The organism is Alsobacter sp. R-9 (assembly GCF_054612375.1).
On sequence record NZ_JBTSWJ010000007.1, the window covers coordinates 200,531 to 214,754 of the forward strand.

General features: G+C 69.8%; 13 protein-coding genes. 2 read left to right on the forward strand and 11 right to left on the reverse strand.

What is annotated here, in order from left to right; all coding sequences use genetic code 11:
- The first annotated feature begins 3 nt into the window (after positions 1–3).
- Positions 4–765 (forward strand): ABC transporter ATP-binding protein, encoded by a 762-nt coding sequence (locus tag ACX9GQ_RS13400; protein WP_459630054.1) that lies wholly within the window; start codon positions 4–6, stop codon positions 763–765.
- Between the two features lie 248 nt (positions 766–1,013).
- Here ACX9GQ_RS13400 and ACX9GQ_RS13405 read toward each other — a convergent pair whose 3' ends face one another.
- From ACX9GQ_RS13405 to ACX9GQ_RS13425, 5 genes are read right to left on the reverse strand one after another with little or no spacing between them, the layout of a single operon-like run.
- Complete coding sequence (locus ACX9GQ_RS13405) at positions 1,014–1,745, reverse strand: SDR family NAD(P)-dependent oxidoreductase (RefSeq protein ID WP_459630055.1); 732 nt, start codon at positions 1,743–1,745, stop codon at positions 1,014–1,016.
- The gene (locus ACX9GQ_RS13410) at positions 1,745–2,542 is read right to left on the reverse strand and encodes an SDR family NAD(P)-dependent oxidoreductase (protein WP_459630056.1); all 798 of its coding nucleotides are present in this window, start codon (positions 2,540–2,542) and stop codon (positions 1,745–1,747) included. Before ACX9GQ_RS13410 ends, ACX9GQ_RS13405 begins: the two co-directional genes overlap by 1 nt.
- 8 nt (positions 2,543–2,550) lie before the next feature.
- A complete protein-coding gene (locus ACX9GQ_RS13415; protein WP_459630057.1) occupies positions 2,551–3,336 on the reverse strand; it encodes an SDR family NAD(P)-dependent oxidoreductase in 786 nt (261 codons plus the stop codon).
- A gap of 18 nt (positions 3,337–3,354) precedes the next feature.
- Positions 3,355–4,914: a long-chain-fatty-acid--CoA ligase gene (locus tag ACX9GQ_RS13420; RefSeq protein WP_459630058.1), complete on the reverse strand. Its 1,560-nt coding sequence runs from the start codon at positions 4,912–4,914 to the stop codon at positions 3,355–3,357.
- Positions 4,915–4,923: 9 nt separating this feature from the next.
- Positions 4,924–5,703, reverse strand: coding sequence for an enoyl-CoA hydratase/isomerase family protein (locus ACX9GQ_RS13425; RefSeq protein ID WP_459630059.1), 780 nt, complete (start codon positions 5,701–5,703; stop codon positions 4,924–4,926).
- A gap of 151 nt (positions 5,704–5,854) precedes the next feature.
- Here ACX9GQ_RS13425 and ACX9GQ_RS13430 point away from each other — a divergent pair, with 151 nt between their 5' ends.
- Positions 5,855–6,529: a TetR family transcriptional regulator gene (locus ACX9GQ_RS13430; protein ID WP_459630060.1), complete on the forward strand. Its 675-nt coding sequence runs from the start codon at positions 5,855–5,857 to the stop codon at positions 6,527–6,529.
- Positions 6,530–6,571: 42 nt separating this feature from the next.
- Here the strand turns inward: ACX9GQ_RS13430 and ACX9GQ_RS13435 are convergent, their stop codons facing one another.
- The 6 genes from ACX9GQ_RS13435 to ACX9GQ_RS13460 all read right to left on the reverse strand — a co-directional run bounded on the left by ACX9GQ_RS13435 (position 6,572) and on the right by ACX9GQ_RS13460 (position 14,221).
- Positions 6,572–7,726, reverse strand: coding sequence for an acyl-CoA dehydrogenase family protein (locus tag ACX9GQ_RS13435; RefSeq protein WP_459630061.1), 1,155 nt, complete (start codon positions 7,724–7,726; stop codon positions 6,572–6,574).
- Positions 7,719–8,474: an SDR family NAD(P)-dependent oxidoreductase gene (locus tag ACX9GQ_RS13440; RefSeq protein WP_459630062.1), complete on the reverse strand. Its 756-nt coding sequence runs from the start codon at positions 8,472–8,474 to the stop codon at positions 7,719–7,721. The genes ACX9GQ_RS13435 and ACX9GQ_RS13440 overlap by 8 nt, the downstream gene beginning before the upstream one ends.
- A complete protein-coding gene (locus ACX9GQ_RS13445) occupies positions 8,471–10,027 on the reverse strand; it encodes a long-chain-fatty-acid--CoA ligase (protein ID WP_459630063.1) in 1,557 nt (518 codons plus the stop codon). The genes ACX9GQ_RS13440 and ACX9GQ_RS13445 overlap by 4 nt, the downstream gene beginning before the upstream one ends.
- Before the next feature lie 41 nt (positions 10,028–10,068).
- On the reverse strand, positions 10,069–11,232 hold the full coding sequence (locus ACX9GQ_RS13450; protein WP_459630064.1) for an acyl-CoA dehydrogenase family protein: 1,164 nt from the start codon (positions 11,230–11,232) through the stop codon (positions 10,069–10,071).
- A 16-nt stretch (positions 11,233–11,248) separates the two neighbouring features.
- Entirely contained in the window at positions 11,249–12,049 is an 801-nt protein-coding gene (locus tag ACX9GQ_RS13455) for an enoyl-CoA hydratase/isomerase family protein (RefSeq protein ID WP_459630065.1), read from the reverse strand.
- Between the two features lie 66 nt (positions 12,050–12,115).
- Positions 12,116–14,221: an acetate--CoA ligase family protein gene (locus ACX9GQ_RS13460; protein WP_459630066.1), complete on the reverse strand. Its 2,106-nt coding sequence runs from the start codon at positions 14,219–14,221 to the stop codon at positions 12,116–12,118.
- Between the last annotated feature and the right edge of the window lie 3 nt (positions 14,222–14,224).

Genomic DNA, 14,224 nt, shown 5'->3' on the forward strand with positions numbered 1-14,224 from the left:
GGCATGGCGGCCGCTCTTGAGGTCAGGGATCTGGAAGTCGTCTACCAGGGCGTCATCCAGGCGTTGGCGAGCCTCAGCCTCACGGTGCCGGAGGGCAGCATCGTCGCGCTCCTCGGCGCCAACGGCGCCGGCAAGACGACGACGCTGAAGGCGATCTCCAACTTCCTCCCGCTCGAGAACGGCCGCGTTACCCGGGGCTCCATCACCCTCGGGGGCGAGAGCATCCTCGACATCCCGCCGCACCACGTGGTGCGGCGGGGCATCTTCCACGTCCGCGAGGGCCGCCACGTCTTTCAGGAGATGACGGTGGAGGAGAACCTCGTAGCCGCCACCTTCGCGCAGCGGACCGCGCGCTCGCGCAAGGAGGCCTTCGACGAGGTCTACAACTACTTCCCGATCCTCTCCCAGCGGCGTAACCAGGCGGCAGGCTACCTCTCGGGCGGCGAGCAGCAGATGCTGGCGATCGGCCGCGCCCTCGTCGCCGACCCGGCGATGATCCTGCTGGACGAACCCTCTCTCGGCCTCGCGCCGCTGATCGTGCGCGAGATCTTCGAGATCATCGGCCGCATCAACCGCGAGAAGAAGGTCTCCATCCTCCTCGTCGAGCAGAACGCCGTCATGGCGCTGCGCTACGCGAGCTACGGCTACGTCATCGAGAACGGCCGCACGGTGCTGGAGGGCACGACCGAGCAGCTCTCCGCCGACAGCGACATCCGCCGCTTCTACCTCGGCGTGGAGACGCGGGACGGCGCAAGCGCGGCGTGATTTCCAGGACTTGTGGACCCCACCCCCGACCCCTCCCCACAAGGGGGAGGGGTGTTGGAGAGGTTGCGGCGGCCAGGACGCCAAGGAACCCGGATCGCCCACCCGCGTCGGGTTGCGAGCACCCGTCGCCGACACTGGCGCCCCCCCCCCTTGCGGGGAGGGGTTAGGGGTGGGGGCCTGAGACGATCCGGATCTGAACTCGGCTGGCCCGTGGGACGAATGCCGAACGGCTGGGCGATCCCCAAGCCTCAGTACACCGCGATCCCCATCGACCTTCCGCCGTCCAGCGTCAGGATCTGGCCGGTGACGTTGCGCGTGCGGGGGCTAGCGAAGAAGGCGATTCCGTTGGCGATGTCCTCGGGCTGGCCCACGGCCTTCGTCGGCTGCTTGGCGATGAGCTCCTGCTGACGTTCCGGGGTGAGCGAGCGGAACATCTCCGTCTCGATCAGGCCCGGCGCAATCGCGTTGACCATGATGCCGCGCTCGGCGAGGTCGATGGCCATGCCGCGGGTCAGGCCGATGACGCCAGCCTTGGACGTGATGTACGGCGCGTGCGCGTAGCCGGCGAGGTACGCGCGCGAGGCGACGTTGATGATCCGCCCGCCGCGGCCCATCACCTTGATCGCCTCCTGCGCCATGACGAACGAGCCGACGACGTTTACCTCGTACATCTGCTGGAAGTCGCTCTCCGTCGCGGCGTCGAACTTGCCGTCCCAGAAGATCGCAGCGTTGTTGACCAGCACGTCGAGCCGCGGCAGCGAGGCCATGAGCTCGGCGACCGCCGGCCGGTCGGTGATCGACAGCGCGCGGTGTTGCACGGCGTTGCTGTCGCGTTCCAGCGTCCTCGCGGCCGTCTCCAGCGTCTCGGCGTTGCGATCCACCATGACGACGTGGAACCCGTCCTCCAGCAGCCGACGGGTGGTGGCGAGGCCGATGCCGCGGGCGGCTCCGGTGACGAGGGCGACTTCCCGGTCCGCCATCAGCGCTTCTCCTCGATCGTGTCCACCGGCAGGACGAAGGTTTCCGTGAGGCCGCCGTCCACCATCAGGACGTGGCCGTTCATGTAGCTCGACGCGCCCGAGACCATGAAGGCGACGACGCCGCCCACCTCCTCGGGCCGGCCCCACCGGCGCAGCGGGATGCGATTCGACACGCCGCGCTCGTAGCCGGGCCGCGCTAGGATCGGCGCGTTGATCTCGGTGTCGAAGTAGCCGGGCGCCAGCATGTTGCAGGTGATGCCGTGCGGGCCCATTTCGGCTGCGATGGCCCGGGTCATCCCCGCGAGGCCATGCTTGCTGGCGACGTAGGCGGCGATGTTCTCCCGCCCCACGACGGCGAGTGCAGAGCCGACGTTGACGATGCGCCCGTAGCGGCGCGGCATCATCAGCCGCGCGGCTTCGCGCGCCAGCAGGTAGGTGCCGCGCACGTTGGTGTTCATCACCCGGTCCCAGGTGGCGGTCGTCGCCTGCGCCAGCGGCTCCCACGCGTTGATGCCCGCGTTGTTGACGAGGATATCGAGGCGTCCCTCAGCGGCACCGATCGCGGCGATGGCCTCGACGCAGGCGTCGGGATCGGCGAGGTCGAAGGCGCGGGTCCGCACGTCGAGCCCGGCCGCCGCAAGCTGCGCCGCCGAGGCATCCAGCTGCTCGGCGCCGCGTGCGGTCATATAGACGCGGGCGCCCGATTCCGCGACGGCGCGCGCCATTTCGAGGCCGAGGCCCCGGGACGCGCCGGTCACGACGGCGACCTGTCCTTCGAGAGAGAAGCGGGATGTCATTGTCGGCCTCACGCCGCCAGTTCGAAGGTGAAGGCGGCAGACGTCCCGCCGTCGACATGGATGACCTGCCCGTTGACGTAGCCGGACGCCGCCGAGGCGAGGTAGACCAGCGTTCCCACGAGCTCCTCCGGCTTGCCCCAGCGGTGCATCGGGTTGACGCCGTTCACCGCCTCCACGTAGCCCGGGCGGGCGGTGAGACTGGCGTTGATGTCGGTCATGAAGTAGCCGGGCGCAACCACGTTGGCGGTGATGCCGTCCTTGCCGAGTTCGGCCGCGAGCGAGCGCGTCAGCCCCACGATGGCGGCCTTCGATGCGCAGTAGGCGTGCAGCTTCGCCCGCCCGACCGTTCCCAGGATGGAGCTGATGTTGATGATGCGCCCGCCGCGGCCGCCGGCGCGCATCAGCGCCGCGCACTCTTGCGCGACGACGAAGGTCGCCCGCACGTTCGTCGCCATGATGCGCTCGAAGTCTTCGAGGTCGCTGTCGAGAAGGGCCTGCCAGTTGATGATGCCCGCGTTGTTGACGCAGACATCGAGCCGCCCGAGCGCCTCGCCGGTGCGGCGGATGCCGTCGCGCACCGCCGCCTCGTCGGAGAGGTCGACGGCGAGCACGGAGGCGCTGCCGCCGGCCGCCGAGATCGACGCCTTCACCTCCTCGAGGCGCGCGGCGTCACGGGCCACGAGCACGACGTGGGCGCCACAGGCAGCGAGGCCCTCCGCCATCGGCCGGCCGAGGCCCCGGCTGGCGCCGGTGACGAGGGCCACTTTGCCCTTGAGCGAGAACAGGTCGAGCATGTCGTCTCCTCCGCGCCGCTACGCCTGCGGCCCGCCGGTTGCGGCGAAGAGCTTGCGCAGGCGCACCTTGTCGATCTTGCCGCTTGGCAGCTTCACGATCTCGTCGACGAACACGACGTGCCGCGGCTTCTTGTAGGACGCGATCAGCGTGCGGCAGTGGTCGACGATCTCCTGCGCCTCCACGGCGGCGCCCGCGCGCCGCACCACGACCGCCATGACGGCTTCGCCCCAGCGCTCGTCCGGCACGCCGATGACGGCGACCTCCGAGACGGCCGGGTGGGTGACGACGGCCTCCTCCACCTCGCGCGAGTACACGTTCTCGCCGCCGGTGATGATCATGTCCTTCTTGCGGTCGACGAGGTAGAGGTACCCCTCAGCGTCGAGGCGGCCGACATCGCCGGTGTGGACCCAGCCGTCGCGCAGCGTCTCCAGCGTCGCCGCCGTGTTGTTCCAGTAGCCCTTCATCACGGCCGGGCTCGTCAGCAGCACCTCGCCGACCTCGCCGGTCGGCAGGTCCTCGCCGTGGTCATCGACGATGCGCACGTTGACGCGCGGTGATGCCTGCCCGACCGAGGTCAGGATCTCGCGGTCGCGCGCCGTGCCCTCGGGCCGATGCTGGTGGGCGAGCAGCGTCGTGCCGATGCCCTCGGTCTGGCCGAACTGCTGCTGGAAGACGGGACCGAGGATCTCGAGGCCCCGGCGCAGGACGGGCAGCGGCATCGGCGCCGCCGCATAGACGATCATCCGCAGGTGCGAGAGGTCGCGGCTGCGGATGTCCGGCACCTCCAGCAGCGACTGGATCATCGTCGGCGCCATGTGCGTCACGGTGATCCGCTCGCGCTCCAGGCCGTCCAGAACGGCGACGGGATCGAACCCGCGCTGCACCACCACCGTCCCGGCCCGCCAGTGCTGGGCCAGCTGGATGATCTTCGCGCCGATGTGGAACAGCGGCATCATGATCAGCAGCCGGTCGGCCGGCGAGTTGCGCATGTCCGATCCGAGGATCTCGGCCGCCGCCACCTCGCCCTGCTGCGTCAGCATCACGCCCTTCGGGCGCCCGGTCGTGCCGCTCGTGTAGATGAGGAAGGCGATGTCCTCGGGCTTCGGCCGGAAGCCGGGGCCGGATGCGTCGCCCGAGGCGACGAGGTCCTCGTAGGACGCCGCGAAGTCCGGCGGCGCGCCGATGCAGACATAGTGCTCGACGCTCGTCAGCTTGGGCCGCAGCGCCTCGACGACGCCGGCATATCCCTCCTCGAAGATCAGGATGCGCGGCGCGCTGTCATTGATGATGAAGAGCATCTCCGGCGGCGCGAGGCGCCAGTTCACCGTCGAGCAGATGAAGCCGCTGATCTCGCAGGCGCCGTAGACCTCCTGGAACGCCAGCGAGTTCTGGCTGAGGATGCCGACGCGGTCCTGCCGCTTCAGCCCGAGCCGGCGGATGGCGCTGGCGAGGCGGGAAGCGCGCGCGTGGAAACCGGCATGCGTGACGCGCTGGTCGCCCCAGACGAACGCCGTCTCGTCCGGGTACTTCCAGGCGTTGTTGTCGAGCATGTCGGCGAGGGTTTCCGGCACTCTCATGGTCGGGCCTCAGGCGACGTCGGGATCGAAGGAGGGCTTGCGCTTCTCGCGAAAGGCGGCGAGGCCCTCGCGGAAGTCGTCGCTGGCGAAGCAGAGCGGCTGGCCCTGCGCCTCGCAGTCGAGCACGGCCTCGGGATTGCCGGCATGCTCCAGCATGCGCTTGGTCAGCTGCAGCGCGAGGGAGGGGAGGGCGGCAAGCTCCTCCGCGAGCTCCATCGCCCGCGCCGGTACCCGCTCGTCCGGCACCACCTCGTCGACGAGACCGCTGGCCAGCGCCTCGGGGGCCGGCACGTTGCGGGCGAAGAGCAGCATCTGCCTTGCCCGGGCCGGGCCGACGCGGCGCGGCAGCGTGTAGCCGAGCGCGAAGTCGGGCGCGAGGCCGACCTTGGGGAAGGGGAAGCCGATGACGGCGCCTTCGCCGGCAACCACCGTGTCGCAGGCGATCGCCAGCCCGGCGCCGGCGCCCATCGCGTAGCCGCGCACCTCGGCGATCATCGGCTTGTCGGCGGCGAGCAGCAGGCGCGCGAGGCGGTGCGCCGAGAGGATGCGCCGGCGTCCCTCCTTCGGGTCGGAGAGGGTGTCCATGCGGCTGAGGTCGCCGCCGACGGAGAAGTTCTTCAGCGCCGAGGCGAGCAGGATCACGCGCGTGGCGGGGTCCGGGAGCAGCGCGCCGAATGTCTCCAGCAGCGCGCCGCGCAGCGCCTCGCCGACGGCGTTGCGCGCCTCCTCGTGATTCATGACGACACGCACGATGCCGCGACGGTGTCGCTCCACCTCGACCAGGGCCATCGGACCTCCCCCGCATCTTGTCGTTGGTCGCAGGCTACACCAGCCCGAAACCTAACACTAGTTAGAAAATATCGTCCGAAATCGAGCGCCTGTTCGATTCCATCGCGGCGGCTTGCGCGGTATGGTGCTCCATTGCCCCCGAGGACCCCTGATGGCCAGGAAGCTCGCCAAGTCGGCCCAGTCCCAGAAGCGCCTCCTCGACGCGGCGGCCAAGATCTTCCGGGATTATGGCTACGCCGGCACGACGATGCGCGCCATCGCCGAGGAGGCCGACCTCCAGGCAGGCAGCATCTACTACCACTACAAGTCGAAGGACGAACTCATTGGCGAGGTGCTCGACATCGGCATCAACGCCGTGATCGACTCGGTGCGCAACGCCACCGCCGCGCTTCCGCCGGAAGCCACCGGCGTCGAGCGCATCGAGACGGCCATCCGCGCCCACCTCTCCGCGATCCTCGAGTTCGGCGACTACACGCTCGCCACCCGACGGGTCTTCGGACAGGTGCCGGACGAGATCCGCGCCAAGAACCTGAAGTTACGCGACACCTATGCCGCCATGTGGCGCGACATCCTCCTCGACGCGCAGAAGCGTGGCGAACTGCGCCCGGACGTCAACCTCACGCTCACCCGCCTCTTCGTGCTCGGCGCCCTCAACTGGGTGGTCGAGTGGTACAAGCCCGGCGGCCGCAGCATCGAGGAGGTGGCGCGCGAGTTCGCCGCGCTCGTGGTCCGCGGCATGGCCGCCGGCCTCCCGGTGCCCGCCGAGGCGGAACCCGAACCCGTCGTCGCGCGCCCGCGCCTGCGCGCCGCCCGCCGGGCCTCCTGACGTCGTCCGCGTTCTCCCCAGACTTCTGCCGTGACCGCCGAATCACCGCCCGAGGATGTGGTCCGAGATGATCCGCATCTGGATCTCCGAGGTGCCCTCGAAGATCTTGGTGAGCCGCGCGTCGCGCCAGTGGCGCTCGACCTGGTTGAGGGTGGTGTAGCCGCCGCCGCCGTGGATCTGCAGTGCCTCGCTGGTCACGCGCTCGGACATCTCGGAGGCGAAGAGCTTCACCATCGAGGCCTCCTTGTCGCAGCGCACGCCGAGGTCGATCTTCTCGCACACCGCGTAGAGCAGGGCGCGGGCCGCCTCGATCTCGGTGGCCATCGTCGCGATCTTGAAGCGGATGGCCTGGAACGCCGCGATCGGCTGTCCGAACTGCCGGCGCTGCCCGGCGAAGGCCACCGCGTCGTCGAGCCCCGCCTGCGCCAGTCCGATCGAGCGCGCCGCCGTGTGGGCGCGGGCCGTCTCCAGCCCGGCCGTGGCGAGGTAGAAGCCGCGCCCTTCCTCGCCGATCAGGTTCGCCGCCGGCACCCTGCAGCGGTCGAAGGCGAGCTCCCACGTCGTCCAGCCGAAGTAGCCGATCTTCGGGATCGGCGCCCCCGACACGCCTTCCGGCAGCTGGCCGCGCGGCTTCTCGACCATGAAGGCGGAGATGCCGCGGTGGCGCGCCTTCGGGTCCGGCGCCTGCGTGCGCGCGAAGACGAGGATGAAGTCCGCCCCGTCGGCGAAGGTGCACCAGTACTTGTTGCCGGTGATCTCCCAGTGATCGCCCACGCGCTGGGCCCGGCACGAGATGTTGGCGACGTCCGACCCCGCGTCGGGCTCCGACAGCGAGAAGGCGCCGAGGAACTCGCCCCGCGCCATGCGCGGCAGGTAGTGCGCCTTCTGCTCCGGCGTCATCGCCTTCAGCGAGCCGATGAGACCGTTGCCGCGCGCGATGAGTGAGGCGACGCTCATCCAGCCGCGCGCCAGCTCCTCCGCCACGAGGCAGTACTCGTAGGCGCCGAGGCCGAGGCCGCCGTGTTCCTCCGGGATGAGAATGCCGAAGTAGCCCAACTCCGCCATCTCGGCGATGAGCTCGTCCGGGATCGAGCCCTTCACGGGGTCGAGCTTGTCGGCGAGCGGGCGCACCTTTTCGCGCGTGAAGGCGCGCGCCGTCTCCTGGATGAGGCGGCGCTCCTCGGTCAGCTCAGGCATGGGGATCCTCTTCCGGCGGAAGCTGGCCCTGCCCGAGCGAGCGCCCGCCGTCGACGACGAGGACGTGGCCCGTGATGTAGCGGTTGTCGCGCGAGGCGAGGAAGGACACCGCCCGCGCGATGTCTTCGGGCTGCCCGATGCGGCCCAGCAACTGCAGACTCAGCATCACCTTCTGCCGCTCCGGTGTCATGTAGTGGAGCATGTCGGTGTCCACGACGCCGGGGGCGATGGCGTTCACCCGGATGTCGCGGGGCGACAGGTCGATGGCCATGGCGCGGGTCAGCCCGACGACGGCGGTCTTGGAGGCGACGTAGTGCGCCATCTGCGGCGCGCCCGCGAAGGAGCGCGACGCGATGTTCACGATCCGCCCGCCGTTGCGCATGCGCCGAGCGCCCTCCTGCGCGACGACGAAGGTGCCGACGGTGTTGATGTCGAACATCTCGCGGAAGTGGTCCTCGGTCAGTTCCTCGAACCGGTGCGTGCTCGTCACCGCGGCGTTGTTGACGATGACGTCGAGCGGCGCGAACCGATCGAGCAACGCCGCCACTGCGGCCCGGTCGCGGATGTCGAGGATGGCCGCCTCGACGGCGTGGCCCTGAGCGCGCAGCACCGCCGCGACGTCATTCACGGCGTCGAGCCGGTCGGCCGCGACGACGCGGTAGCCTTCCGCGGCGAGGCGCTCGACGATGCCCTTGCCGATGCCCTTGGCCGCGCCGGTGACGAAGGCCGTCTCTTGCGTCGCGCTCATGAGCTCGCCCCGTCCGGCCGGCCGTATGTCTGCCGCAGCACGACCTTGTTGATCTTGCCGCTCGGCAGGCGGGGCAGCTCCTTCGTGAACACCACCGACTTCGGCTTCTTGTAGCTGGCGATCTGCGTCTTGCAGTGGTCGATCAGCTCCGCCTCCGCCGCGTCTGCGCCCGGCGAGAGCACGACGATGGCGCGCACCACCTCGCCCCAGTAGTCGTCCTTCATGCCGATGACGGCGACGTCCTGCACGGCGGGATGGGTGGCGAGCGCCTCCTCCACCTCGCGCGAGTAGATGTTCTCGCCGCCGGAGATGATCATGTCCTTCTTGCGGTCGACGAGGGTGACGAAGCCTTCCTCGTCCATCGTCCCGAGGTCGCCGGTGTAGTACCAGCCGCCCTTGAGCGCGGCGACGGTGGCGGCCGAGTTGTTCCAGTACCCGGCCATGTGCGTGTCGGTGCGGGTGATGATCTCGCCCGGCTGGCCCAGCGGAACGTCGCGACCCTCCTCGTCGACGATGCGCACGTCGACGTTGGGCGCCGCCTGGCCGATGGATCCGAGCCGCCGGATATCCTCTGGCGTGCCGTCCGGCTTGTGCTGGCGCTTGTGCAGCGTGGTGCCGCCGCCCTCGGTCATGCCGTAGAGCTGCAGGAACACGGGGCCGAGCAGCTTCAGCCCGCGCCGCAGCAGGGGCACGGGCATGGGCGCGGCCGAGTAGCAGACCGTGTGCAGCGCCGAGAGGTCCCCCTCGTCGATGCCGGGAACCGACAGCACAGCCTGCACCATGGTCGGCGCCATGTGGGTCATGGTCACCTTCTCGCGCACCATCGTCTCGACGATGTCGGCCGGCTTGAAGTCGTGATGCAGGATCACCGTGGCGCCGCGCAGGTGCGCGGCGAGCTGCAGGAAGCGCGAGCCCACGTGGAACACCGGCATCATCAGCTGCAGCCGGTCGGACACGATGAGGCCGAGTTCGGTCGCCATGAGGTCGGCGACTGCAAGCTCCGCCTTGTGCGTGCGCATCACGCCCTTCGGGCGGCCGGTGGTGCCGCTCGTGTAGATCAGGTGCATGATCTCGTCGGGCAGCGGCCGCGTCGGCGCGCCCTCCGGTTGCCCGGACGCGAGCAGCGCCTCGAAGTCCTCCGCCCACTCCGGGACCGGCCCGCCGAAGCACACGAACGTCTCGATGTGCGGCAGGCGGGCGCGGATCTGGTCGACGGTCGCTGTGTACTGCGCCTCGAACACCAGCATCCGGGGGCCGGAGTCGGTGAGGATGTACTCGATCTCCGGCGGCGCGAGGCGCCAGTTCACCGTCGCCGCGATGAAGCCCGCGAGCTCGCAGGCCGAGTAGGTCTCGAGGAACTCGATGGTATTCTGCGACAGGATCGACACGCGGTCCTGCCGGCGCAGGCCGCGCTGCCAGATCGCCGACGACAGCCGCGAGGCGCGCTCGAAGTACTGCCGGAAGCTGACGCGCCGGCCGCCGTAGACGAAGGCCGTCTCGTTCGGGAACTTGTGCGCGTTGTTGCGCAGGATGTCGCCGAGGGTCTCGATCATGGTGCCGTCTCGATCATGGTGCCCCTCCCTTGTCGGGTCTGTCAGCGCTTCGGCAGGCCCATCCGGTTGGCGATGTTGTTCTTCTGGATCGCGGTCGAGCCGCCGATGATCGGCATCAGCAGCATGTCGCGCACGTGCCGCTCCATGTCGAAGCCGCGCGCGTAGCCGTAGGCGCCCATCACCTTCTGGCAGGTCAGGACGATGTCGAGGCCGGTCTCGCAGACGTACATCTTCGCCATCGAGGTCTCGACGCTGCACGGCATGTCGTTCTGCGCCAGCCAGCAGCCGCGGTAGAGCATCAGCCGCGCCGCCGCCAGCTTCGTCTGCACGTCGGCCAGCATGTGACGGATGGACTGGTGCGAGCAGATGCGCTGGCCGAACTGGCTGCGCTGCTGCGAGTAGGCCCATGCGTCGTCGACTGCCTGCGCGGCGATGCCCAGCGCCATGGCGGCGACCTCGAGCTTCTCCACCTCCAGCGCCGGCCCCGCGAGCTTCGTCCAGCCCTGGTTCCAGCCCTCCTCGCCGCCCACGACGTCGGTGATGGGGATCTCGACGTTGTCGAGCGTCACGTCGTTGGTGTTGAGCCCGCGCGCGCCCATGGCCGGGATGTGGGTCAGCGTCACGCCCTTCGCGGTGGGGGGGATGAGCACGAGCGAGAGGTTCTTGTACCGGGCATCCGGGTCGCCCGAGCGCACCAGCGCGTAAATGTAGTCGGCGTTCTCGGCGCCCGAGCACCAGCGCTTGTAGCCATTGATCACCACGGTGTCGCCGCGGCGCTCGGCGCGCGTCTTCACGCTGGCGAGGTCGGACCCGACGTCGGGCTCCGACAACCCGTAGGCGAAGAGGATCTCGCCCGCAGAGAGGCGCGGCAGCAGGCGCTGCTTCTGCTCCTCGCTGCCCGAGGCGACGATGTTCATGCTGCCGTAGCAGGCGTTCATCAGGTAGAGCGTGCCGATCACCATCGAGCGGCGCGACAGCTCCTCCACCGTCACCATGGTGGCGAGGATGTCGCGACCGTTGCCGCCGTACTCCTCCGGCACGGTCATGCCGCACACGCCCAGCTCGGCGATGGCGCCCATGAGCGAGCGGGGGACCTTGTCCTCCTCGTCCCACTTCGCCATCAGCTCGCGCGGCGCGTGTCGCTCCAGCATCCGCCGGATGCTCTCGCGCAGCATGCCGATGTGTTCGGGCTCGCCGAAGTCCATGGCCGGCCTCCGCTCCTCAGTGCCCGGTGAAGCGGGGCTTGCGCTTCTCGCTGAAGGCGTTGATCGCCTCGAGGTGGTCGGAGGTGCGGTTGGTCAGCGCCTCGTAGGCCATGCAGGTGTCCATCATCGAGTGGGCCAACTGCTTCAGCCCGATGTTGATGGCCGTCTTGGTGTAGCGGATCGAGGTCATCGCCCCGGCCGCGATCTTCGCCACGAAGGCGTCGACGCGCGCGTCAAGCTCGTCGGCCGGCACCGCGTAGTTGATGAGGCCCATCGCCGCCGCGTCCTTGGCGCCGATGAGGTCGCCCGTGAGGAGGTACTCCTTGGCCCGGGCATAGCCGATGGCCTGCGGCCAGATCACCGCGCCGCCGTCGCCGGCCGCCAGCCCCACGCGCACATGCGGGTCGCCGATGCGGGCGTGGTCGGCGGCGAAGATGATGTCGCAGAACAGTGCCATGGTGGCGCCCAGGCCCACCGCGTCGCCGTTCATCTTGCAGACGATCACCTTCTCGCAGTCGAGGATGCCGAAGACAACCTTCTTTGCCTCCATGATGGAGCGGTCGAACTTCTCCGGGTTCTCGTACATCTCGCGCATGCCGGCGATGTCGCCGCCGGCGCTGAAGGCCTTGCCGGCGCCGGTCAGCACCACGACGTCGATGTCGTGGTCCATGCCGAGGTCGTAGAACAGCCGCGAGGCCTCCTCGTGCATGTCGGCGGTCATGGCGTTCAGCGCTTCGGGACGGTTGAACGTCACCGTCATGACCCGCTCGCGCCGCTCGAAGCGGATGTACCGGTAGCCCGAATAGTCCACGCCCATCCCGCCGTCCTCCCGTCTTGCCGTCGTCTCTTGATTTTCTAACGCTAGTTTGAAACTGCCCCGAACTCAAGCATCGCGCGGCACCAGCAGGGCATCGAGCGCGACGGCGCCCTGGCCCTTCGGGCGTACGAGGACAGGGTTCAGGTCGATCGTCTCGACGGTGTCGGCATGCGCCGCCGCAAAGACGGAGAGGCGCGCCAGAAGCGCTGCCATCGCATCGACATCGCAGGCCGGCGCACCGCGCACGCCGTCGAGCAGGGCGCGGCCACGCAGCCCGTCGATGAGCCGGCGCGCCTCCGCCTCGTCGAACGGGGCCAGCGCGAAGCGCACGTCGCGCAGCACTTCCACGTGGATGCCGCCGAGGCCCACCATCACCGCCGGCCCGAACACCGGGTCGCGCGTGACGCCGGCGATCATCTCGACGCCCCCCGACAGCATCGGCGCGACGAGCACGCCCTCCACCGCCGCGTAGGGGCGGTGCGTCCGCGCCCGGCGCATGAGTTCCTCGTAGGCCGCCTCGGCCGCGGCGCGGCCCTCGACGTCCAGCATGACGCCGCCGATCTCGGTCTTGTGCTCGATGGCAGCCGAGACGATCTTCATCGCCACCTTGCCGCCGATCGCCGCCGCCGCCTCGCCGGCCGCCGCCGCGCTCGTCGCCAGCCGCTCGTCCGGGAACGGGATGCCCGCCGCGCGCAGCAGCGCCTTGGCCTCGGGCTCCGAGAGCGGTCGCCGCGGGATGGCATCGCCTTCGCCGGCCGGAGCGACCGCCGCCGGCTCCGCTGCAAAAGCCCGCGCGAAGCGCACCAGCGCGGCCATGGCGACCACCGCGCGCTCGGGATCCTCGAACACCAGGAACCCGCTCGCCTCGTAGTCGGCCACCACCTCCGGGTCGCCGATCATCGACAGCACGATCAGACGGTCCGAGAAGCGCGCGCAGCCCTCGGTGATGGCCTTGCGCAGCGGTCCAGACAGCGTGCGCGTGTTGGGCACGGTCGTGAAGAACCCCACGAGCGAGCCGTATCCGCCTTCCTGGAGCATCACCTCGAGGTTCTTCGCCAGCAGGGTCATGTCGTTGAGCGCCTGCGCCGTCGTGTCGACCGGGTTGGTCACCGTGGCGAAGGGCAGCAGCGCCTTGAGCTTCGCCTGTGCCGCCTCCGGCATCGGCGACACGTCGAGCCCGTGCCGCTCCGCGGCGTCGCAGATCAGCACGCCCGCGCCGCCCGACAGCGTCACCACGCCGAGCTTGTCGGACGCCGGGAAGATGCCGCGCAGGCAGGCATAGGCGACGTCGATCTGCTCCTCGGTCGTCGTCGCGCGGTAGACGCCCGCCTGCCGGAACAGCGCGTCGTAGATCGCATCGGAGCCCGCCAGCGAGGCGGTGTGGGAACTCGCCGCCTTCGCGCCGGTCTCCGAGCGGCCCACCTTCATCATCACCACGGGCTTGCGGCGCCGTCGCGCCGCCTCCAGCGCGGCGCGGAAGCGCGGGCCGTTACGCACGCCCTCGACATAGGCCATGATGACCTTCACATCGTCGCTCTCTGCCATCCACTGGATGGCCTCCGCCACGTCGACGTCCGCCTCGTTGCCGGTCGTGATCCACGCGGCGATGCCGAGCCCGCGCCGGCGCGCCAGGTAGGCGATGTGGGACCCGTAGGCGCCGCTCTGGCTGACGATGCCGAGGTGGCCTGGCCGCGGCATTTCCCGGTCAAGAGACTGGGTGAACGTCCCGTAGAAGCCGATGCGCGGGTTGAAGATGCCGAGGCAGTTCGGGCCGAGCAGCCGCAGCCCTCCCTCCCGCGCCATCGCCGTGATGCGCTCCTGCACGGCGAGGCCGTCCTCGCCGGCCTCGGCGTAGCCTGCCGAGAAGATCACGGCCCCGGCCACGCCCAGCGCCACGCAGTCGCGGATCGCCGCCTCCGTCAGCGCCAGCGGCACGGCGACGAGCACCACGTCGGGCACCTGGGGGCAGTCCGCGAGCGTCTTGTAGGCCTTCAGCCCCTGCACCGTCTCGCGGTTGGGGTTCACCGGGAAGATGCCGCCCTGGAAGCCGCCTTCGATCAGGTAGCGCACGGGGCGCCCGGAGATGCGCGTCGGGTCGTCCGACGCGCCGAGGATGGCGACCGCGCGGGGCGCGAACAGCCGGTCGAGGGGAGGGGCTGGACGATGGGACATGAC